The organism is Chromobacterium haemolyticum, assembly GCF_009936155.1.
In the GTDB taxonomy this organism is placed as follows: Bacteria; Pseudomonadota; Gammaproteobacteria; order Burkholderiales; family Chromobacteriaceae; genus Chromobacterium; species Chromobacterium haemolyticum.
Genome location: NZ_AP019312.1, coordinates 4,587,327 through 4,608,324, shown reverse-complemented (window position 1 = coordinate 4,608,324; position 20,998 = coordinate 4,587,327). Strand labels below are relative to the sequence as shown.

General features: G+C 62.1%; 19 protein-coding genes and 1 tRNA gene. 10 read left to right on the top strand and 10 right to left on the bottom strand.

Annotation, left to right across the window (positions count from 1 at the left end; all coding sequences use genetic code 11):
- Positions 1-78 precede the first annotated feature (78 nt).
- From GYH29_RS21265 to GYH29_RS21250, 4 genes are all read right to left on the bottom strand, one after another.
- A complete protein-coding gene (locus GYH29_RS21265) occupies positions 79-528 on the bottom strand; it encodes a hypothetical protein (protein WP_118268387.1) in 450 nt (149 codons plus the stop codon).
- A gap of 543 nt (positions 529-1,071) precedes the next feature.
- The gene (locus GYH29_RS21260) at positions 1,072-1,344 is read right to left on the bottom strand and encodes a type II toxin-antitoxin system RelE/ParE family toxin (RefSeq protein WP_081575169.1); all 273 of its coding nucleotides are present in this window, start codon (positions 1,342-1,344) and stop codon (positions 1,072-1,074) included.
- Positions 1,341-1,625, bottom strand: a complete 285-nt coding sequence (locus GYH29_RS21255; protein WP_019102024.1) for a CopG family ribbon-helix-helix protein — start codon at positions 1,623-1,625, stop codon at positions 1,341-1,343. The genes GYH29_RS21260 and GYH29_RS21255 overlap by 4 nt, the downstream gene beginning before the upstream one ends.
- Positions 1,626-1,909: 284 nt before the next feature.
- Complete coding sequence (locus GYH29_RS21250; RefSeq protein WP_043589705.1) at positions 1,910-2,824, bottom strand: LysR family transcriptional regulator; 915 nt, start codon at positions 2,822-2,824, stop codon at positions 1,910-1,912.
- Positions 2,825-2,952: 128 nt separating this feature from the next.
- Between GYH29_RS21250 and GYH29_RS21245 the strand changes: the two genes are divergently transcribed.
- The 3 genes from GYH29_RS21245 to GYH29_RS21235 all read left to right on the top strand — a co-directional run bounded on the left by GYH29_RS21245 (position 2,953) and on the right by GYH29_RS21235 (position 5,183).
- Complete coding sequence (locus GYH29_RS21245; RefSeq protein ID WP_043589989.1) at positions 2,953-3,834, top strand: MBL fold metallo-hydrolase; 882 nt, start codon at positions 2,953-2,955, stop codon at positions 3,832-3,834.
- Positions 3,835-4,016: 182 nt separating this feature from the next.
- Positions 4,017-4,721, top strand: a complete 705-nt coding sequence (locus GYH29_RS21240) for a DsbA family protein (protein ID WP_039755028.1) — start codon at positions 4,017-4,019, stop codon at positions 4,719-4,721.
- 9 nt (positions 4,722-4,730) lie between these two features.
- A complete protein-coding gene (locus tag GYH29_RS21235; protein WP_232060434.1) occupies positions 4,731-5,183 on the top strand; it encodes a nuclear transport factor 2 family protein in 453 nt (150 codons plus the stop codon).
- Positions 5,184-5,406: 223 nt separating this feature from the next.
- Here the strand turns inward: GYH29_RS21235 and GYH29_RS21230 are convergent, their stop codons facing one another.
- Both GYH29_RS21230 and GYH29_RS21225 read right to left on the bottom strand, forming a co-directional pair.
- Positions 5,407-6,486 (bottom strand): calcium:proton antiporter, encoded by a 1,080-nt coding sequence (locus tag GYH29_RS21230; protein ID WP_019103142.1) that lies wholly within the window; start codon positions 6,484-6,486, stop codon positions 5,407-5,409.
- 263 nt (positions 6,487-6,749) lie between these two features.
- Positions 6,750-8,126 (bottom strand): MATE family efflux transporter, encoded by a 1,377-nt coding sequence (locus GYH29_RS21225; protein ID WP_161524356.1) that lies wholly within the window; start codon positions 8,124-8,126, stop codon positions 6,750-6,752.
- 151 nt (positions 8,127-8,277) lie between these two features.
- Here GYH29_RS21225 and GYH29_RS21220 point away from each other — a divergent pair, with 151 nt between their 5' ends.
- The 3 genes from GYH29_RS21220 (at position 8,278) to GYH29_RS21210 (ending at position 11,279) form a co-directional block, all read left to right on the top strand.
- Entirely contained in the window at positions 8,278-8,916 is a 639-nt protein-coding gene (locus GYH29_RS21220) for a TetR family transcriptional regulator (protein WP_052051889.1), read from the top strand.
- 88 nt (positions 8,917-9,004) lie between these two features.
- Complete coding sequence (locus GYH29_RS21215) at positions 9,005-10,402, top strand: purine-cytosine permease family protein (RefSeq protein WP_161524355.1); 1,398 nt, start codon at positions 9,005-9,007, stop codon at positions 10,400-10,402.
- A 1-nt stretch (position 10,403) separates the two neighbouring features.
- Positions 10,404-11,279, top strand: coding sequence for a nitrilase-related carbon-nitrogen hydrolase (locus GYH29_RS21210; protein WP_161524354.1), 876 nt, complete (start codon positions 10,404-10,406; stop codon positions 11,277-11,279).
- Here GYH29_RS21210 and GYH29_RS21205 read toward each other — a convergent pair.
- Together GYH29_RS21205 and GYH29_RS21200 are read right to left on the bottom strand one after the other, a co-directional pair.
- Entirely contained in the window at positions 11,173-11,985 is an 813-nt protein-coding gene (locus GYH29_RS21205; RefSeq protein ID WP_232060433.1) for an AraC family transcriptional regulator, read from the bottom strand. The genes GYH29_RS21210 and GYH29_RS21205 overlap by 107 nt on opposite strands.
- A 210-nt stretch (positions 11,986-12,195) precedes the next feature.
- Positions 12,196-14,445, bottom strand: coding sequence for a M9 family metallopeptidase (locus tag GYH29_RS21200; RefSeq protein ID WP_161524353.1), 2,250 nt, complete (start codon positions 14,443-14,445; stop codon positions 12,196-12,198).
- A gap of 196 nt (positions 14,446-14,641) precedes the next feature.
- Between GYH29_RS21200 and GYH29_RS21195 the strand changes: the two genes are divergently transcribed.
- Positions 14,642-14,726, top strand: a tRNA-Tyr gene (locus GYH29_RS21195).
- Between the two features lie 50 nt (positions 14,727-14,776).
- On the opposite strand, the gene fghA is transcribed toward GYH29_RS21195, so the two are convergent.
- Both fghA and GYH29_RS21185 read right to left on the bottom strand, forming a co-directional pair.
- Complete coding sequence (gene fghA, locus GYH29_RS21190; RefSeq protein WP_174243673.1) at positions 14,777-15,610, bottom strand: S-formylglutathione hydrolase; 834 nt, start codon at positions 15,608-15,610, stop codon at positions 14,777-14,779.
- A gap of 19 nt (positions 15,611-15,629) precedes the next feature.
- Complete coding sequence (locus GYH29_RS21185; RefSeq protein ID WP_043589709.1) at positions 15,630-16,754, bottom strand: S-(hydroxymethyl)glutathione dehydrogenase/class III alcohol dehydrogenase; 1,125 nt, start codon at positions 16,752-16,754, stop codon at positions 15,630-15,632.
- 130 nt (positions 16,755-16,884) lie between these two features.
- Between GYH29_RS21185 and GYH29_RS21180 the strand changes: the two genes are divergently transcribed.
- From GYH29_RS21180 to GYH29_RS21170, 3 genes are all read left to right on the top strand, one after another.
- A complete protein-coding gene (locus tag GYH29_RS21180) occupies positions 16,885-17,778 on the top strand; it encodes a LysR substrate-binding domain-containing protein (RefSeq protein WP_019103150.1) in 894 nt (297 codons plus the stop codon).
- Positions 17,779-17,854: 76 nt separating this feature from the next.
- Entirely contained in the window at positions 17,855-18,865 is a 1,011-nt protein-coding gene (locus GYH29_RS21175; RefSeq protein WP_232060432.1) for a nucleoid-associated protein, read from the top strand.
- Between the two features lie 857 nt (positions 18,866-19,722).
- Positions 19,723-20,976, top strand: coding sequence for an EAL domain-containing response regulator (locus GYH29_RS21170; RefSeq protein ID WP_107731466.1), 1,254 nt, complete (start codon positions 19,723-19,725; stop codon positions 20,974-20,976).
- Positions 20,977-20,998: the final 22 nt, after the last annotated feature.

The window sequence follows — 20,998 nt, the reverse complement described above, 5'->3', positions numbered from 1 at the left end:
CTCCACCCACCCTACAACTACCCCGACAAACCATCCGCCGTAGGGTGGGTGGAGCGTAGCGATACCCACCAGCTTAGGTCAGCGGTTTCTCAGGCGGATGCGACGGAAACGCGCTTCCAGGCTGAGCCGTTGTCCCAGCGCCAGATAGAGCTGATGTTGGCTATCAACATGGCGATAGACCCGGACCCGATCAGCGCCCAGCAGCATCATGATTTCCAGATAGTTGAAGAAACCCATCCACTGGCCGCGACCATCGCGGTCGTCAAAATCGATGTCGCGGGCTACGCGGCTGAGCAGGCCCTTGCCGACATATTCACGGTTGTCCTTCATCCATTGCAGCAAATGGGCCGCGCATTCGCGGCCGTAGGCGCTGTCGGCGGGGTAATCCTTACGGGGCGTGGGCATTTGCCAGTAATGCCGATAGGTGCGGCCGGGGCAGAGGCGGACGAAGGGGAGCAAGGCTTCCTGCTGTTCCAGCGAGTGCAGTTTGTAGCGGCGACGACGGGGGAAGTTTTGAGCGTGATGCATGGTGTTTCTCCTGCTGTGACACAAGATAAACCACCTGCCGGGGAGGCTGAGGTATTAGGCAGGCGCGTGGCAGGATTGGCGTAACCGAGTTGACAGATCCGGTTGAGTGCAGGGCACTCTCCCACCACGAGCCTGCCAAGTCGCACGCCCATGGTAAAACCAGACTCGCACCGGGAAGTGTGAGCCCTCTGTCAACTTACGGGACGCCAATCCCGTGTGCCGCTAGTTTTGGCGGCAACGGGGGGATTGTTGCCGAGGGGGCGGTTGGGGTCAAGGTGGGGTGGTCAGTTTTGAATCCGCTGCGCGGATGATGATTTAGGTGCCGCTTTCCGCGCTGACCGAGCGAGGCAAGCGCAGCGTCGCGAGGGAATAAGGCAGGGAAAGGATAGTTGTTTGGCCAAATATCCTCTCCACTTTTAACGAACGCATCAACGACGAAGAAGTGGCAATGATGCGCGACTACCGCAGTGCTCAACGCCTACGCGAGAATTGCCATCGATAAGCTCGATTTGGCGCAATGCTAAACGGAATCGCCGGGTTTGATTAAGGCCGTTGTCGGGCAACATGTAAAACCCGAAGCACCCGGAGTTGATCAGTTACTAAATCGTAAACGCAGACATAGTTGCGATGAAGAACCCACTCTCTAGTGCCGGCAACACGTCCTGCCCGGCCCAACTCAGGATGCAGAAGCAGCCGGGAGGCCTGCTGCTCAAAAAGCTCATCAAGAGCAAGAGCCGCTGCTGGGTTATCTGCTGCAATGTATTCAAAAATGGCTTCGCGATCCGCCACCGCATCAGGCGTCCAAGCCAGCTTCATCGTTCAGCCATTCTCCGGCGCAACTCCGCCCTCTTGGCAGCAAAATGCGCCTCTACCTGATCGCCAGGAAGCAGTTCACCCGCATTCGCTTGGTCCAGCCCCTGTTGGACCTGGCTACGGAACCACTGATCATACTCAGCGGCCTCCTCATTCTTTCGCACCACTTCGCGCATAAAGTCACGGAGTAGCTGGGCGCCCGTGCGATCCTGCAATTTGGCCACCTTGGCAAACTCCTGCTTCAGAGACTCATCGACACGGAAAGTAAAAGTCGACTCGCTCATGGCGTTCTCCTATGTGTTACAAAGCACTTAACAAGTAATAAAATCATACGCATCAGAGTGCTACATAGCAAACTGGACGATCAACGCCACTGGCATTGTCACTCTCATTCGTGAGAAAAAAAGACAAGCTTTGTCCAATCGCTCTGCAAGCCAGCACTGGCGCACCTTTGGGTGACAGTATCTGCCCGCCGCGCTGAACGGTTGAATGGAGGCACCCTCCCGTCTGCATGTCAATGGAATGCCGAAACCAGTTTAACGGCTGACCCGTTGTCCCGCGAGCAAGCTCAGCCGCCGGCCGTGCGCGCCTGCCAAGCCGGATCGCTGGCGAACCGCTCCACCAGAAAATCCAGCATCGCCCGCAAAGTCGCCGGCATCTGCCGGCGCGAAGCGTAAATACCGTAAATGCCCAACTCCTGCGGCTGATACTCCGGCAACAAAGCCACCAACTGACCGCTGGCGATTAGCGGCGCGGCGGAATACAAGGGCTGCAAGGCGATACCCGCGCCGGCCGCTGTGGCGGACAACAACACCATGGACTCATTGGCGCTCAGATTGCCGCTGACCGGCACCGCCAACTGCTCTCCGTGACGCTGAAAACGCCACAGACTCTTGCCAAAGTACGAGTAAGTCAGACAGTTGTGCAGAGACAAATCCTCCAGCCGTTTGGGCGCGCCGTGGGCGGCCAGGTAGGCGGGAGAGGCGCAGATCACCGACGCGCAACTGGCCAGCGGCCGGGCGATCAGACTGGGGTCCAGCGCGTTGGTGATGCGGATGGCCAGATCAATTCTTTCTTCCACCAGATTGACCGCGCGGTTGCTGATCTGCAAATCAATGGCGGTTTGCGGAAAGCGGCGCAGAAACTCGGTCACCGCCGCCGCCAGTGCGTCCTGCGCCAGCGACTGCGCGCAACTGATGCGCAGCAGCCCTTGCGGCTGGCCTGGGTCCGCGCTGTTGGCCGCCGGCATCTGACCGGCGATTTCCAACATCTGCCGGCAACGCGCCAGCGTCTCCTCGCCGGCCGGGGTCAGGCTCAGCCGCCGCGTGGTGCGGTGCAGGAGCCGAGTGCCGGCCCATTCCTCCATCTCCGCCAGATAGCGGGTGATCATCGCCCGCGACATGTCCAGAGTCTCCGCCGCGGCCACCAGGCTGCCGCGTTCGGTAATGGTCACAAACACTTGCGCGGCGGTGATCCTATCCATGATTCGCTCGATTTATGCAACTAACCATTGCTTATTATCCGGTTTTTGATTCGAAAATAGCAATCTATGATTCACATCAGGCTTGCTACCAAGCCGACCGATCTCAAATTCACCAAATGGAAACCATCATGATCCAACACCGCATTTCCGGCAGCTTTGTAGCAGGCGCCCTGTTGATGTCCGCCGCCTTCGCCCAAGCCGACGCTTTGAAAGTCGATGTCTACAACCCCGGCGCCAAGAGCCTGTTCCCGGTGTCCTCGGAACTGGTCACCGGCAAGAGCGAGGCTGTGCTGATCGACGCTCAGTTCCAGCGCAACGACGCCGAGGCCCTGGTAGCCAAGGTCAAGGCCAGCGGCAAGAAGCTGACCACGGTGTTTATCTCCCATCCGGACCCGGACTTCTACTTCGGCCTGGACGTGATCAAGGCCGCCTTCCCGGACGTCAAGGTGCTGGCCACCGCGTCCACCATCGAGTCGATCAAGGCCACCAAGGACGGCAAGATGGCTTACTGGGGCCCGATCCTGAAGGACAACGCGCCCAAGACCGTGATCGTGCCGGAGCCCATCCAGGGCGACACCCTGAAAGTGGACGGCCAGAAACTGCAGGTAATGGGTCTGAAAGGCCCGACTCCGGACCGCACCTATATCTGGGCGCCGTCGATCAAGACCGCAATGGGCGGCGTGCTGACCTACGGCAATATGCATGTCTGGACCGCTGACACCCAAACTCCGAAAGACCGCGCGGACTGGCAGAAGTCGCTGAAGAACCTGCAGGCGTTGAAGCCCAAGGTCGTGGTGCCGGGCCATTTCCTGAACAATGCGCCGCACACCCTGGCTTCGGTGAAGTTCACCAGCGACTACCTGAAAACGCTGGAAGCGGAACTGCCCAAGGCCAAGAACTCGGCCGAACTGGTGACGGCGATGAAGCAGCGCTATCCGAAGCTGGAAGGCGTGGCGGATCTGGAGCTGAGCGCCAAGGTGCTTAAGGGCGAGATGAAGTGGCCGCAATAAGGCTCTGAGGGCCGCCAGCGAAAGTCCTGATGCTGCACGGCGCCGACTTGCTGTACTTCATGTACGGTCGGCGTCGGCGCGCCGTGTCTCAGGACGGGTTTGCCGCCCTTTATGCTTTCTACGCTTGATGATTTGAATGTATGGCCGCCCGCGCCGCGGGCGGCGCAAGAAAGGAAACCGCCATGTCCGGCATTATTTTGCACACTATTTTTGATCCGCTCTGCGGCTGGTGCTACGGCGCCGCGCCCTTGCTGGAAGCCGCGCGCGGCGTGCCGGGCTTGACGGTGGCGCTGCACGGCGGCGGCATGATGGTGGGCGCCAATCGTCGCCAGGTCAGCCCGGAGTGGCGCCAATTCGTATTGCCGCACGACCGCCGCATCGCGGAAGTCTCCGGCCAGCCTTTCGGCGAAGCTTATTTCGACGGCCTGCTCAAGGATCACGGCGCGGTGATGGATTCCGCGCCGCCCACCACCGCGGTTCTGGCGGCGGAGGAAACGGCCGGCAGCGGCTTGGAACTATTGCATCGCATCCAGCGCGCCCACTTCGTGGAAGGCCGCCGCATCGCGGAATTTCCGGTGCTGGCCGAGCTGGCCGCCGACATCGGCCTGGACGCGGACGCTTTCGCCGCGGCTTACCATCGTTTGGAGGGCGCGGCCACCGACGCCCACTTCCAAGAAAGCCGCCGGTTGTTGGCCCAAGCGGGCGGCCAGGGTTTTCCCACGTTGGCGTTGGAGGAAAACGGCAGCTTGACGGTGCTGGACCTGGGCGCTTACCTGGGCCGGCCGGACGCCTGGCGCGCCCGCCTGAGCCAGGCCGCGTCCAGCGCGGCCCCGGCTGCGACGCAGGCGTTGGCCTGCGGCCCGGACAGCTGTGTGTTGCCGCAATGAAGGAAGGGCATGAGCAAACCGATTTTTGGATGGAACAACATGAACGCTAATCACACCCCGGGCCAGGGCCACCTGAGCAATGTGGACATCGTCCGCGCCACTTACGAAGGCGATTCCGAGGCCAACGGCCGCAATCTCTTGGCCGCGTTGGCGCCGGACGCGGAGTGGACAGAAGCCGCCGGCTTCCCCTACGCCGGCACCTATGTGGGCGCGGAGTCCATCGTCAAGAACGTGCACGAGCGGCTGGGCCGCGAGTGGGAAGGCTACCGCGCGGCGGTGGACAGCTTTTACGACGCAGGCGAACACGTGATCGCCCAAGGCTTCTACCATGGCGTCTACCGCGCCACCGGCAAGGGCTTTGTCGCCTCTTTCGCCCACATTTACACGCTGCGCGACGGCAAGATCGTCAAGTTCGTGCAGATTGTGGACAGCGCCAAGGTGCTGGAAGCGATGCGGGCCTGAGAACCTGTTTACGATCTGTTGCGCGTCGGCAGGATGGATAGAAAAGGGCGTTGAAAACCGCTTCGAAATGCTCATGTACCACTTGTACATTCCGCTTTCTCAGCCGTTTTCGCCTTGTCTCGCCTTAGCTCGCGAGATCATGAACCGGTTCTGAGAACCAGGTCTGCCAATGAAAAACCGCCAGCCGGCAACGGTTGGCGGTTTTTTTGCGTAGAGCAGGCGCTCAGGGGCTGATGGCGAAGAACACGAAGGACGCGAAGATCACCAGGTGGACGATGCCCTGCAAAATGGTGGTGCGGCCCACGGCCAGCGACATCGAACTGACCAGCAGGGTCAGCACCAGGAAGATGGTTTCCTTGTTTTCCAGGCCCAGGATCAGCGGTTCGCCCATCACCACGAAGATCAGCGCCACGGTGGGGATGGTCAGGCCGATGGAGGCCAGTGCCGAACCCAGCGCCAGGTTGAGGCTGGTCTGCACCCGGTCCGCGCGCGCGGCGTTGGCGGCGGCCAGGCCTTCCGGCAGCAGCACCAGCGCGGCGATGATGATGCCCACCACGGCGGCAGGCGCGCCGGCCGCTTCCACGAAGCCTTCGATAGACGGCGACAGCAGCTTGGCCAGGCTGACCACGCCCACCAGGCAAACCAGCAGCAGGGCCAGGCTGATCATCGTGACTTTGACGGACGGCGGCGGCGCGTGTTCGTCCTCGCTATGGCTGCCTTCCAGCAAGAAGTAGTCGCGGTGGCGTATGGTTTGCACAAAGACGAAGGCGCCGTACAGCACCAGGGACACCACGCCGGTGAACGCCAGTTGCGAGGAGGACAGCAGCGGGCCGGGCTCGCTGGTGCCGTAGTTGGGCAAGACCAGCGCCAGCACCGAAATGGCGGCCAGCACCGTCAGCGCCACCTTGGCGCCGCTGAGCTGGAAGTTCTGTTCGCGATGGCGCAGGCCGCCCAGCAGCAGGCAGATGCCGACGATGCCGTTGCAGGTGATCATGATGGCGGAAAAGATGGTGTCGCGCGCCAGCGCCAGCTTGCTTTCTCCGCCGGCCAGCATGAAGGAGACAATCAGGGCGACTTCGATCACTGTGACCGCCAGCGCCAGGATCAACGTGCCGTAAGGCTCGCCCACCTTGTGCGCCACCACTTCAGCGTGGTGGACGGCGGCGAAGACGGTGCCGGCCAACAGCACCGCCAGCAGGGCGATGAACAGCGAGGAGGCGGCAAAGGTGGGCGCGGCCACGATTGCGGCCCAGGCGACAAGCGGGGCGGCGACGGTCCAGTGGGGAATGGTTTTCAGAGACATTGTTTTCCTTGTTATTGACGGGTTGGAGTCAAGCCGCGGCGCGGGCGCCAACAGACGGGTGCTATCACTATACGAATCGGCCCGCGTTCCCGCGACCCCAAAGCAAAACGGGGCGCGAGGGCGGCCGGGAGCCGGCCGGGGCGCGAGAGCAAGGAGGCGCGGCGCTTGCGCGGGAAGGGAATAGACAATGGCAATTGGAACCGGTTCGCCAATGCCTAAAAAAAATGGCCGGAAGTCCGGCCATTGGTTGAGAACGGTGGCGATCAGGCTGCGGTTGCCAGGTCCTCTTGACGTTTCAGGCGCTGGAAGGCCCCCCACAAGGCCAGCGCGGCCGCCGTGCCCAGCAGCAGGTTGACCAGCGGCATCGCCAGCCAGACGCCGTCCAGCTTCAGCCACAGCGGCAACAACCACAAGGCGGGCAGCAGCAGTATGGTTTTGCCTATGGTCAGCAGCAAGGCCGCCCGCGTCAGCGCCATCGCTTGCAGGGCGATGATGCCGATGATCACCAGACCGTCGAAAGGCATGGCCAGCAAGTGCAGGCGCAACGCGTGGCTGCCGGCGGCGATCAACGCCAGGTCTTCGCTGTTGTACATCCGCACGATCAGCGTGGGGAAGAGCTGCACCGCCGCCAACGCCGTCAGACCCAGCAGCATGGTGACGCGCAATCCGTAGCGCAGCGCTTCGCGGGTGCGTTCCGGGCGGCCGGCGCCGGTGGAGTGGCTGAGCAAGGGCTGAAGGCCCACCGCCAGCCCGTGCACCACTAGGGTGAACAGCGCTTCGCTGTAGCCGGCGGTGGCGTAGGCCGCCACGCTGAGATCCGTGCCCCAGCGCAGCAGCTGGAAGTTGTGGGCGAACATCAGCAAGGCCAGGTTGAACTCCATCAACAGGCTGGACAGGCCCAGGGCCAGGACGGGGCCGCAACAGCGCCAATCCAGCCGCCAGTTCGCCAGCCGCAGGCGCAGCCGCGCGTGGCGGGTGAAAAAATAGCCTAGGCCGGCCAGCATCACGACGGATTCGGACAGCAAGGTGGCCTGGGCCGAGCCGGCCAGGCCCAGTTTGAGCACGCCGACGAACAGGTAGTTAAAGACCACGTTGAGCAGCGAGCCTATCACCATCAACAGCGTGGCCAGCCGCGGGCGGCCGTCGTTGCGAAGCAGATAGGTGGCCACCATTTGGCCCATGGTGAACAGCGCGCCGCCCAGCATCCATTGCAGATAGTTGCGCGCTTCCGCCATCACGATAGGCTGCTTGTCGGCTTGCAGCCATTGCAGCAGGGTGTCCAGATACGTGAGGCCCAGCAGCGGGATGGCCAGGCTGATGAGGGCCAGCAGCGCCAGCGCCGCCACTAGGGTGGCGCGCGCGCGTTCGTAGTCGCCGCCGCCTTGCAAGATGGCGATGCGGGTGGCCGCGCCCATGCTCAGCATGGCGCCCAGGCCCACTTGCATCATCACCAGCGGATAGGCCAGCGCGATGGCCGCCAAGCCGTGGCTGCCGACGAAGTGGCCGACGAAGATGCCGTCGATGACCACGTAAAGGCCGGTGGCCAGCATGCCGGCGAGGGAGGGAATGGTGTATTGCCAGAACAGTTTGGACACCGGCAACGTGTCCAGGTCGCGGTGGTTTGTTGTTGTGTGTGACATGGTAGTGCCTAAGGAGAGTTTCAAAAGATCGAGGGACGACAGGGCGGCGCGCCTTGCCTGGGCGGGCCGGGTGTTGTCCATTCAATTAATCAATCAAGGTTGATTAATTAATTCTTTGAGGTAGCATCTGGGGAAAAGTTCAGAGGCGGATATGGCCAGGAAAACCAAGGAAGAATCGCAAAAGACCCGGGATGCCATCCTGGACGGAGCGGAGCGGGTGTTTCTGCTGCAAGGCGTCGCCAATGCCACCATGGCGCAGATCGCCGACGCGGCCGGCGTGTCGCGCGGCGCGGTCTACGGTCATTACGACAACAAGATGGAAGTGTGCCGGGCCATGGTGGACCGCGTGTTTGAACTGGACGCGCTGCGTTTCCCGGCGGAGCAGGCGTCGGCGGGCGAAACCCTGGTGGCGGTGGGCATGTATTATCTGCGCCAGTTCCACGAGCCCGGCCCGGCGCAGCGGGTGACGGAGTTTCTATATCACAAGTGCGAGCGCAATGAGGAAAACCGGGGCATCCTGCGCCGCCGCGAGCTGATGGACCGCGCCACCATGCATTATGTGCGCCGCCAGTTGAGACGCGCCATCGCCCTGGAAGAGCTGCCGCGGGACATCGAGGTGGGCATCGCCGCCGAGTTCCTGGTGCGCTTGTTCGAGGGCATGTACGGGATGATGGACGGCGGCAAGGCGCCGTTCGCGGCTTGTGAGCGTATTCTGCGCGGGGCCTGGCTGAGCCTGGCGACGGTGCCGGCCTGGCGGGCCGGAGGCTCGCATTCATCCGCATCAATATGAACATTGGGCATTAGGTATGGGTTGCCGCTGCGCGGCCATCTAGACTGGCTCCTCACCCCGGCCGGACCGGGGAACACAGGAGGAGACCATGCAACAAGATCACAAGCGGGAAAGGCGCGCGCAGCGCTGGTTGGAAACGCGCTCCATCGATTATGTCCCGGCGGAGGAGCGGCGCGGCAAAGCCTGGCAGCAGGCGCCGTTCTGGTTTGCCGGCAATTTCGTGCTGACCACCATGATGGTCGGCTTCGCCGGGCCACTGCTGGGCCTGGGCGTCGGTTGGTCGATTCTTGCCATTGCGCTGGGCGTTGGTTTGGGCACCATGTTGATGGCCTGCCACGCCAATCAGGGGCCACGCCTGGGTTTGCCGCAGATGATTCAGTCGCGTGCCCAGTTTGGCCGCCGCGGCGCCATACTGCCGTTCATGGCGGCGTTCTTTGTTTATATCGGTTTTAATGTGTTCGACGTGATCCTGGCAACCGATGCCATCGCCGTGGTGTTTGAAGCGCCGCGGCCGGCGAGCTATGCGGTCTTGATCGCCGCGGCGGGCATTGTGTCCATCGTAGGTCACGATCTGCTGCATGTGGTGCAGCGCTGGCTGACCTGCCTGCTGATTCTGATATTCAGTGCGCTGAGCATTGCCTTGTGCGTCAGGCTGGCCGCCGGCGGCGGCGTGGCGATGGGCGTTTTCGCCTGGCCGGCCTGGCTGGCGCAGATGTCGGCGGCGGCGGGCTATCAGCTCAGCTACTCGGTGTACGTGTCGGATTATTCGCGTTATTTGCCGGAGGAGACGCCGGCCGCGCGGCTGATCGCTTGGACTTGGCTGGGCGCAGCCGGCTCGGCTTTGTGGCTGATGTCGTTGGGCGCGGTGCTGGCGGGGGAACTGGGGCAGCCGGACGCCATCCAGGGCCTGCGACAATTGGGCGAGGCGCTGGCTCCGGGTGTTGGCGCTTTAGCCGTGCTGATTGCCGCGCCAGCCTTGGTGGGCATCATGGCGGTGAACTTCTACGGCGCCATGCTGACCGGGCTTAGCGCATTGGACGCGATGCGGCCTGTGCCGCGTGGGCTGATTTTCCGCGTGAGCGGAATAACGGTTTCCGCCGTGGTGGTGTGGTTGTCGGCGCTGGGCTTGTCGGCGGATTACCTGGCCAGCTTCAATGTCTTTGTGTCGTTGATGCTTTATCTGCTGGTACCCTGGAGCGCGGTCAATCTGGTGGATTTCTATTGGGTGCGACGCGGGCGCTATGCGATCCGCGACATCTGTCTAGCCGACGGCGTTTATGGGCAATGGTCGCGCCCTGGTCTGTTGTCCTATCTTGGCGGTCTGCTGGCCATGTTGCCCTTTGTGGTGCTGGGGGCCTATGCCGGGCCGGCGGCGAGGGCTTTGGGCGGTGTGGATTTGTCATGGGTGGTGGGGCTGCTGGTGTCCGGCTGCGCTTATTGGGTGTTGAGCCGCCAAGAGGCGGCCCAAGCGGCATGGGAGCGGTGAGATGAACAAGATCAAAGTAGCCTGTTGCCAGGTGGCACCGGTATTTGGCGATGTCGATGGCAATCTGGCGCGCGCCGAGCGGGCGCTGGAGTCGGCGGCGGCGCTAGGCGCGCAAGTGGCGGTCTTGCCGGAACTGGCCAATACCGGCTATGTATTCGCCAGCCGCGAGGAGGCGCAGGGCTTGGCCGAGGCGGTTGATGGCCGCAGCGTGTCAGCCTGGGCGGCGCTAGCGCGGCGGTTGGGCATGGTGGTGGCGGCGGGTTTTTGCGAAGCCGGCGCCGATGGCGGTTTGTACAACAGCGCGGTCTTGTTGGGGCCGGATGGCGAACAGGCTTGCTACCGCAAGGCTCATCTGTGGGATGCCGAAAAGCTGATCTTCGATTTGGGCGACCAGCCGCCGCCGGTGCTGGATACCCGCTTTGGCCGGCTGGCCCTGATGATCTGCTATGACCTGGAAATACCGGAGTGGGTGCGCTTGCCGGCCCTGGCCGGCGCCGAACTGCTGTGCGCGCCGGTCAATTGGCCTGTGTTGCCGCACCCGCCGGGAGAGCGCCAGGCCGAGCGTTTCAAGGCTCAGGCCAATGCGGCGTTCAACCGCTTGCCGATCGCGGTGTGCGACCGCCATGGCCGCGAGCGTGGCGTGGACTGGAGCGGCGCTTCGCTGATCGTCGACGCTAACGGCTATCCGCAGGCGCTGGCCGAGACGGGGTTGAAGTCGGACCAGTTATTGCTGGCGGAGCTGGACCTGGCGGCCAGCCGGGACAAGTTCATCAGTCAGCGCAATCATGTGCTTGATGACCGGCGGCCCGGATTGTACCGGGCACCGCAAGATGAGGACCGCCGGGCGGTGTCCGCAGGCGCAATTGGCGCGGGCTGAGGCCGAACATCTGCCGGCACAGCCGGGTTAGCGCGCTTTGATCGGAAAAGCCGCAGCTTGCGGCGATGTCGGCCAGCGGCCGGCCGCTGTGCTGGATGGCGTGACAGGCGGCTTCCATTCGTGTGAGGCGGATGAACTCGCCTACGCTGGCCTGAAACACCCGCTTCATGCGCCGGTCCATCTGGCCGACGCTGAGACCGGACAGATCGCACAATTCCTCCAGGTGCAAGGGTCGGTCGTAATGGGTCTGGATATGGTCGACGCAGGCGGCGAAGCGTTCGTCCAGCAGCTTCTCGCGGGTGAGCTCGGTCAGGTCCTTGGAAATGCAGACCAGTCCGATCAAGCGTCCGTCAGGATCGTGCAGCGATTGTTTGTTGGTCAGACACCAGCCGGGCGCACGATCATGGTAGACGGTGAGGTCCAGCCGGTTGCGCACCGGCCGGCGCTCCAAGAAGACCTGCAGATCCTGGCTGCGGTAGCGGTTGGCCATGGCGTTGGGAAACAACTCGTGCGCGGTCAATCCTTCCGCCTGCCATTTGTTGCGCAGCGCGCAACGTCCCACGCAACCCTCGCTCAAGGCCAGGTAGCGGCTGTCCAGATCTTTGACCGCGAACACCACATCGGGCAACTGATCGAACAAGACGGCCATCGCCTGCATGGCGTTCAGGTCGCTGACGATGTAGGGGCGTTGCGGCGGCATGGGCATGGCGGGAGGCCTTATAAGCGGTTTACGGTGTGTTGCGCTCCAAAGAAACAGCCGGCCGCCGACGGCGGACCGGGCTATCTAATCTTCATGTCATTCATTAATCATTTTTTGAAAACAAAGTGCATTAATTCAACCCGTTTTGCAAGTCCGCCGCGGACGGGCCGCGGCGGCTTGGGTTGACGTTGCTAGCGCGAGGCTTTTAACCGCTTGCTAATCGTAGCTGGCGCTGACGCTGACATTGGCGAACGGTTGCCGCGCTTGCAGCGTCAGGTAGTACCAGCGTCCGGTCTGCGGGGCGGCGATGGCCACGCTTTCCTCGTTGCCTGACCCGGCGGATGCGTAGTCGTAATTGCCGGGGGTGGGGTAGCGGTCCAGCGCTATGTAGAGATCGACGTCCCCGCTGCCGCCGCTGGTCCACAGTTTGAGGTTGCGCGCGCCGGCCGGCAGCATGATGGTGGCGTAGGCCGCGCCGGAAGCGGAGGCTGAGAGGCTGCTGATTGAGCAGTTCTTGCCCAGGTAGCTGGGAGAGGCTTCCTTGCACGGCGGCAGACCGGTGTCCGACGGCATCGGCGGTTGGCCTGCGGTGGTGGCGCTTTGCGCCCAACTGGCGAATTCCGCGTCGTAACGGGCGCCTATCTGCTGGATCTGGTTGCGATAGCCGTTGTAATCGCCGCTGCGGAAGCGGGTGAGGAAGCCGTCCACATCGCCGCGGTGGCGCTCCATCATGAAGCGGGTGGCCATATAGCCCCAGCGGTAGGCGCGGGTGACGTAGTCCGTCATGTCGTAGGTGTTGCCGAAGATCTGACTCAGCGTGTAAGTGCCGCTGCGGGCGGCGTCAATGGCCGGCTGGTTGCCGTTGCCCAGCGACAGGTATTCGGCCAGCCCTTCTATCCACCATACCGTGGGCAGGCGGGTGCTGGCGCTGAAATCGCCATACATGTCGAAGCGGCCGTCCAGGTAGTGGATGTATTCGTGTTCCAGGTTCCAGACCTTGAAGGTTGGGCGCAGCCAGGAGGCTTCGTGAGCGATGAAGCGCGCCTGGTTGCCGGCCGCGGCCGGGTCGCCTTCCAGATACATGCCGCCGTTGTCGGTGCTGATGCCGTAGATGATGGAGGCGTACTTGGCGTAGTTGTTGTAATCATCGAACACCACTACTTCCAGCGAGGTATTGTTATCGTTGGCTACCGGCTGTTTGCGGGTCTGCAGCATCTGGTGGAAGTAAGATTCCTCTTTTTGCAGCAGCGCGCAGGAAGACTGCAGCTGTTCGGCGCTCATTTCCTGGGCGCGGATGCGGATGCTGGCGCTGCAGGTGTAGCGATTGACCAGGATGGCGTCGGCGAGCCGGGTTTCGAAGTCGCAGGTGCCGTAATCGGCGCAGCTGGCGGCGTCGTAATACTTGACCGCCTCGGCGGCGGCCAGCCAAAGCTCGTTGTCGTTGCCGGTCATGCTGCTGCCGGAAAGAATGGCCTGGACCTGGGGTTTGATAGAGGGCTTCAGCGCCGGGTATTGCATGAAGCGCAGCCCTTCGCGGGTGGCGTCGCCCAGCTGGAAGGCGCTTTCGGTGCCGAGCAGGGCGCTCTTGTTGGCCAGGGCGAAGCGGGTCAGCGCCGCCGAGTAGCTGCCGTCGTTCTGCAACAGCGGCGCGGCGTTGGCGCGGCCGTGGGCGTAGAAGAACACGGTCAGCGCGCCGGTGAAGCCCTGGTTGGCGGTGGTTTCGCGCAGGGCCTGGGCGGCGTTGGGCTGGCTGGCGCTATTGGTGTAGCGCTGCACGATGGCGCGCATGCTGGGCAGGTAATAGGCCTCGTCCGCCATATTGGTGATCAGCTTCATCACCTCGCCGGCGGTCGTGGAGGCCTGGGCGTTGGCGGAGAACAGCGCGCTGCCGTCGGCCAGTTGCTTGATGCCGGGGCGCAGCACGGAAAGCAGATTGGGGTCCAGCGCCGGCAGGGCGCCGCCGCTGGCCAGGTAATAGCCGGCGCGTAAGTAGAGGGTGAGGTTGACCAGAGTCATCGAGCCTGCGTTGTACGCCGCGGCTTCTTGGGCGAAGCGTCCGGCGACGGCGTTGAGGTTGGCCGCGCTGTAGAGCGTGGCGGCCAGTTTGCTGTCCAGCGAGAACAGGCCGTAGGTGCAGGTGTAGTCGGGCAGGCCGGCCAGGTAGTTGGCCAGCGCCGAGCCGCTGTAGCCTGCCATGGCTTTCACGTCTGGGCATTGCACAACTGCGGCGCGGCGGATCAGCTTGCTTTTGGGTTTGCCGATCACGGTGCGGTCGTCCGGCAAGCGGTAGCGGGATTGCGCGTCGTTTGGCGGACGCTGTTGCCATTGCCGTGGCGGCGGTGCTTGTTTCGGTCGGGCCTGAGCCTGATGAGGGGCTTTTTGCAGCTTGGGTGCGGCCAACGCCGGCTGTGCCAGCAAGGCGGCGGCCAGGCTTAGGCTCAGCGCGGCGAGAGGAATGATCTGCATGGCTTGTCTCCGTGTGTCAGGGCGTGTCCCTGATGGCGAGATCATGCCAATGGCGCAGCGGGCTTTCTTGGCGCGCTTGAGCGTCCGCGCGCACAGATTTGCCAAATCCGCGGTTGGCACGGGCGCGTCGGCGGAGGGGGGCCGCGCGTCGGCGATTGACGCGGCGATCGAGTAGCTATATCATGCGCATCTCTCTGGAGGGGTTCCCGAGCGGTCAAAGGGATCAGACTGTAAATCTGACGGCTCTGCCTTCGAAGGTTCGAATCCTTCTCCCTCCACCAGATTCAACAAAAAAGCCAGGCTCTGCCTGGCTTTTTTGCGTTCCGAGGTCTCATAGACCAAGGTGGCGCGCGTGGAAACGCAGCTGTTCCTCAATCAGGCTGGCGACGAAGTAATAGCTGTGGTCGTACTCGGCGTGGCGGTGCAGCTCCAGCGGGTAGCCGCAGTCCCGCGCCGCCCGTTCCAGCGTCTCCGGTTGCAATTGCACGTCCAGAAAGCTGTCGGCTAGGCCAATGTCCACGCGCAGTGGTAGCTGCTGCTGTGCGTGTTTGAGCAATAGGCTGGCATCCCAGTCCTCCCAGGCGGCGCGGTCTTCGCCCAAGTAGGCGGCGAAGGCCTTCTGGCCCCAAGGCGCGTTGACCGGATGGCAGATCGGGCTGAACGCCGATGCCGAGACATAGTCCTGCGGCCGCTTCAGCGCGCAGATCAGCGCGCCGTGACCGCCCATCGAGTGGCCGGCCACGGCGCGTTGCTCGGTGACGGGGAAGTTGGCTTCGATCAGCGCCGGCAGTTCCCGGCTGACGTAGTCGTACATCCGGTAATGACGGTTCCACGGCGCCTGGGTGGCGTTCAGATAGAAGCCGGCGCCCTGGCCCAGGTCGAAAGCCTCGTCGTCCGCCGCTTCCGCGCCGCGCGGGCTGGTGTCCGGCGCGACGATGGCCAGTCCCAGTTCCGCGGCGACGCGTTGAGCGCCGGCTTTTTGCATGAAGTTCTCATCGGTGCAGGTCAGGCCGGACAGCCAGTACAGTACCGGCACGCGCCGGTTGGCCCCGGCTTGCGGCGGCAGGTAGACGGCGAAGCGCATCCGACAGCCCAGCGTCTCCGAATCGTGCAGATACTGCCGGTGCCAGCCGCCAAACGATTTGTTGGCGCTGATGTTTTCCAGGTTCACGAGCGTCTCCGGCTCAGTAGTGGATCACGGAACGAATGCTCTTGCCCTCGTGCATCAGGTCGAAGGCTTCGTTGACGCGCTCCAGCGGCATGGTGTGGGTGATGAAGTCGTCAAGGCGGAATTCGCCCTTCAGATAACGTTCCACATAGTCCGGCAACTCGCTGCGGCCGCGCACGCCGCCAAAAGCGGAGCCGCGCCATACTCGGCCGGTGACCAGCTGGAACGGGCGAGTGGAGATTTCCTGCCCGGCCCCGGCCACGCCGATGATCACCGATTCGCCCCAGCCCTTGTGGCAGCATTCCAGCGCCGCGCGCATCACCTTGACGTTGCCTATGCACTCGAAGGAAAAATCGACGCCGCCGTCGGTCATCTCCACGATCACGTCTTGGATGGGCTTGTCGAAATCATTGGGGTTGACGCAATCGCTGGCGCCCAGCTTCTTCGCCAGTTCGAACTTGCTCTCATTGATGTCGATGCCGATGATGCGGCCGGCGCCGGCCATGCGCGCGCCGATGATGGCGGACAGGCCGATGCCGCCCAGGCCGAAGATGGCCACGCTGTCGCCGGCCTTGACCTTGGCGGTGTTGATCACCGCGCCCATGCCGGTGGTGACACCGCAGCCCAGCAGGCACACTTCTTCCAGCGGCGCGGCCGGGTTGACCTTGGCCAGCGAGATTTCCGGCAACACCGTGTATTCGGCGAAGGTGGAGGTGCCCATATAGTGGTAGATGGGCTTGCCGTCCTTGGAGAAGCGGGTGCTGCCGTCCGGCATCAGGCCCTTGCCCTGGGTGGCGCGGATCTTCTGGCACAGATTGGTCTTGCCGGACAGACAGAATTTGCACTCGCGGCATTCCGGGGTGTACAGCGGGATCACGTGGTCGCCCACCGCCACGCTGCTGACGCCAGGGCCGACGGATTCTACGATGCCGCCGCCTTCATGGCCCAGGATGCAGGGAAACACGCCTTCCGGGTCTTCGCCGGACAGGGTGAAGGCGTCAGTGTGGCACACGCCGGTGGCCACCATTTTCACCCGCACCTCGCCGGCGCGGGGCGGCTGCACTTCCACTTCTTCAATGCTCAGCGGCTGACCGGCGGCCCAGGCCACGGCGGCCTTGCACTTGATGATGTCCTGGCTCATGAGCCCTCCTTGGTGTTGGATCGACGCCGTCGGCGGTTTTTGGCCGTCGGCGGCAAAGTTTCAATTGTATTTCTCGTGTTTGAATAGATAATCGTGGCAATTGGTAAATGATTTTTTCCGAGGTGGAATAATGTTGGGTTGGGAAGGCATTTGCGAATTCGTCAGCGTGGCGGAACAGGGCAGTTTCACCAAGGCGGCGCAGGCGTTGGGGATTTCCGTCGCTCAGGTCAGCCGTCAGGTCACGCAGCTGGAGCAGCGGCTGGGCGCCAAATTGCTGTATCGAACCACCCGCCATCAGGCGCTGACCGAGATCGGAGCGTTGTATCTGCGCCACTGTCGGCAGCTGTTGGATTCGCTGGCGGAGGCGGAGCAGGCGATTTCGCGTCATCAGGCGCAGCCGCAGGGCAAGCTCAAACTCACCGCGCCGCTGGCTTATGGCGAAAGCCATATCGCGCCGCTGCTGACTCGGTTTCTACAGCGCCACCCGCAGCTGGAGGCCAGCCTGAACCTGTCCAACCAAGTGCTGGATCTGGTGCAGGACGGCTACGATCTGGCGATCCGCATCGGCCATCTGAGCGATTCCACGCTGATGGCGCGACGGCTGGCCTCGCGCCGCCATCATGTCTGCGCCGCGCCGGCCTATCTGGAGCGCTGCGGCACGCCCCTGGAGCCGGCGGACCTGGAGCGCCACAACTGCCTGTCTTTGGGAGGCGAGCACTGGCATCTGCTGGAAGGCGGCCGCAGGCGGCAGGTGAGGATCAAGGGCAGCTTGCGTTGCAACAGCGGCCACGCCTTGGCGCACGCGGCGCGCTTGGGCTTGGGGCTGGCGCAATTGCCGGATTACTACGTCGCCCGCTTTTTGTGCAGCGGAGAGCTGATTGAGGTGCTGGCCGATTACCGCGAGCCGGAAGAGGGTATCTGGGCCTTGACGCCGCACAACCGCCAACTGTCGCCCAAGGTCCGGCTGCTGATGGACTTCCTGGCGGACTCCCTGACCGACGATCCGCTGGCCTTGCCGGAATAGCAGGCTGTTTTCGCGGTTGCCAAGCCAGGGCGCAGTGGCAATAATCGCGCATTCGATTTTAGGCGGGAGCGCGGAAATGTTGGCGATTGGCGAATGCAGGGTGGAGCGGTTGGTGGTGCACCGGGTGGGCAACGCCGCGCGCGGCGAGGGCGCGCGCTTGTCCGAACGGACCAGCTCCGTGGACGAGGAAGTGTCCTCCTTGTTGTTGGGCGGCTATTTGAAGAACATCGTGTCGGACAAGCGCCAGCATCAGTTTTTCCACGAGTCCGATCTTAATCTGAACGAGATTTACCACTATACCCGCCAGTTTTTCCGCGGAGAGCTGGACTTCCTGGCGGTGTCCCAGCGCATCGCCAAGCATCTGTACGCGCGTTCGCAGCATCCCAACATCAATGCCGGCGACCTGCTGGTGATCTTGTTTTCCGGCCTCAACGACGGCGACCGCGAGCTGCGCGCGCTAGGGGTGTTCAAATCCGAGATCCGCGATGATTTCCTCACCGTGGTGGAGTCCGGCGACGTATTCGACATCAGCCATGCGTCCGGCATCAACCCGCGCTTGATCGACAAGGGCGCGTTGATTTTGGAGCATGGCCCCACGGTGTACGCGGTGGACCGGCTTAGCCGCGAGGCCAAGTTCTGGCTGGACGATTTCCTGAAAGCCATGCGGGTGCCGGACAAGGCGTCCAGCAGCAAGATGATGGCCAGCGTGGTGGAGCAGTTGTCGGAGGAGATAGAAGACCCGCTGCAACAGGCGCGCTTCAAGGATGAGTTCCTCAACCTGGTGAGCAGCGAGGAAGACGTGTCGGCCAGGCAACTGGCCAGCGCCGCCGAAAAGTTCGTCCCGCGCGAACAGGTGGATCAGGCCATGGGCTCCGCCGCGGAGTCCTATGGTTTCGCGCTGGACGAGGAGGCTAAATTGCCGGCCAAGGGGATGGCGCGGCAGTTGGAAAAAACCTTGTCCAAGTACGGCGTCGGCCACGGCATCAGCGTGCTGCTGCCCAGCGGCATTACCTTGAAGAACATCCAGTCGCAAAATGATGGCGAAGGCGAACTGACCCTGACCCTGCGTCTCAACAAACGGGGCTGATCGCCACCCGCGTTTGTGTCTTGCCGCGCCGGTTGGGTGACCGGCGCGAGATCTTTTGTCGTGTTTCCGCATGAAGCAGGGAGGCGTTATCGCCTTGTCTCGTCCTAGCTTGCGAGATCGTAAACAGGTTCTTGGAATCGCTGACAAAGCCCTGACTCTCCTTGTCGTTCGATCTGTGCCGCCCACGACGGCGCGCCTTGGCCCCAGCGGTTTTCGGGGTTTTGTTTATCTTACTCTCCCTTCTCGTCACTATTCTCTGCACCGCCATGTCTGATGGTTTAGGCCGTATGATCTTCTTATTATCTATTGATCACCGCCAATAATGTTGTCGTTGTTATTTATATTTTCAAATATTTTTTAATTTGTATATTAACAATGTATTTAAAAAACAATTATGCATAACGAATTTGGTTTTAAGATAAATCCTATATTTGATTGTGCATTATTTTTTTATCATCGAGTTTTAAAGCCTAAATAAAGCAGCATTATTTCGTTTTGTTCTTCACGAGAATAGCCGACGTGGGCCCGACGGCTATGTATGCGCGGTCGTGATGCGTGCGGTGAGGCGTGGCTGGAACAAATTGTTTTATAAGGGCGGACCTTGCATGGCCATGTTAAATCCATTATGGCGTGAGGATTTGACGGTGGGGGGGAACCTTGAATGATTCTTTGAGATTCATTGACTTGGTGGGACGCTGCCGGCAATGTGCCTGCCACATTGTCATGAGTTAATTAGATAAGGTAGAGCCATAATTAAGCTTGTTAATAGTATGCGTTTTGGGATTTTAAAAATAATGGCGCATCAAGGCGAGCGTGGCGGATATTAAGCTGTCAGTATTCCAAACGGTAGGAAATCCATGGAAAATCTTAATGTTATGGTGGTGTCCGGATCGTCGCGGGAAAATGACCGTTTTCAGCGCATGTTGTTTCGGGCCGGCATCCACAATATTCGTCGTTGCGGCCATATTCGCGAGGCGGAACAACAATTGCTGCGCGAGCCGGTGGATTTGCTGGTATGCGATATCCAAATGCCGGACGGCGGCGGCGCCGAACTGATCGCCAAAGTGCATGCCGGCGTGCGCCGCGGCGAGTTGGCGGACACGCCGATGCTGCTGTGGCAGAGCGCGGCGGGAAAACTTCTGCAGGAGTCGCATGTCCGGCTGGCGCGCGAAGCCGGTTTCAACTATGTCTGGGTGACGCATCCCGCCATGGATGACGGCGAATGCTCGCAGTTTCTGCGCCAGGTCGAGTTGGCGCGGGAGGCGATGGCCGAGGCCGCCCGGGTCAACGGCGTGCCGGGGCGTTTGGGAACTCGGCCGTTCAGCGAGCAGGAGGTCATTGAAGCCCTGTGCTCCAAAGGCAATATCTCGATCGATCTACAGCCGCAGGTGCGGCTGCGCGATGGGGCTGTGGTCGGCGCGGAGGCGCTGGCGCGTTGCATGCATCCGACGCGGGGGAATATCCGCCCATCGGTGTTTCTGCCTGTGGTAAGCAAGTTGGGCCTGGATTTGCTGCTGTTCTTCCATGTGCTAAGCGGCGTGATCGCCACCCAGCAAGCATTGAACGAGGAGGGCGTGCGCTTGCCGATTTCCATCAACGCGTCGGCGGCCACCCTGGCGTCGCCCAACCTTGTGCGCGAGATCACCATGCGTTGGGACAAGACCAAGCTGGCCCGGTCGTTGCTGGTGATCGAGCTGACGGAAAACATTGAGCCGGAAATCGGGCTCGATTTGATGGTGGCGTTGAATCAGTTGCGCGCCAACGGCTTCGATATTGCCTGCGACGACTACGGTATCGGTATTTCATCGTTGAAGATGTTGTCCGCCATGCCTTTCTCCTCGCTGAAACTTGATCAATTGTTCGTCGCTTCGATGCTGGAGAGCTCGCGACATTACGAAATCGTCCGCTCTTCCATTCTGTTGGGCAAAGAGTTGAATTTGCAGGTGATCGCCGAAGGGGTGGAGAGCGCTCGCCACGTCAAAGCTTTGCGGGAAATGGGCTGCGAGACCGGCCAGGGCTTTGGTCTGTACCGTCCGATGGCGCCGTCTCGCTATATCGAACTGGCGCGGCGGGCGCCGGTGGAGTGCGATGAGAGAAGCCTGGACAGTTAGGCGCGGCGGCGGGGAGGCCGGG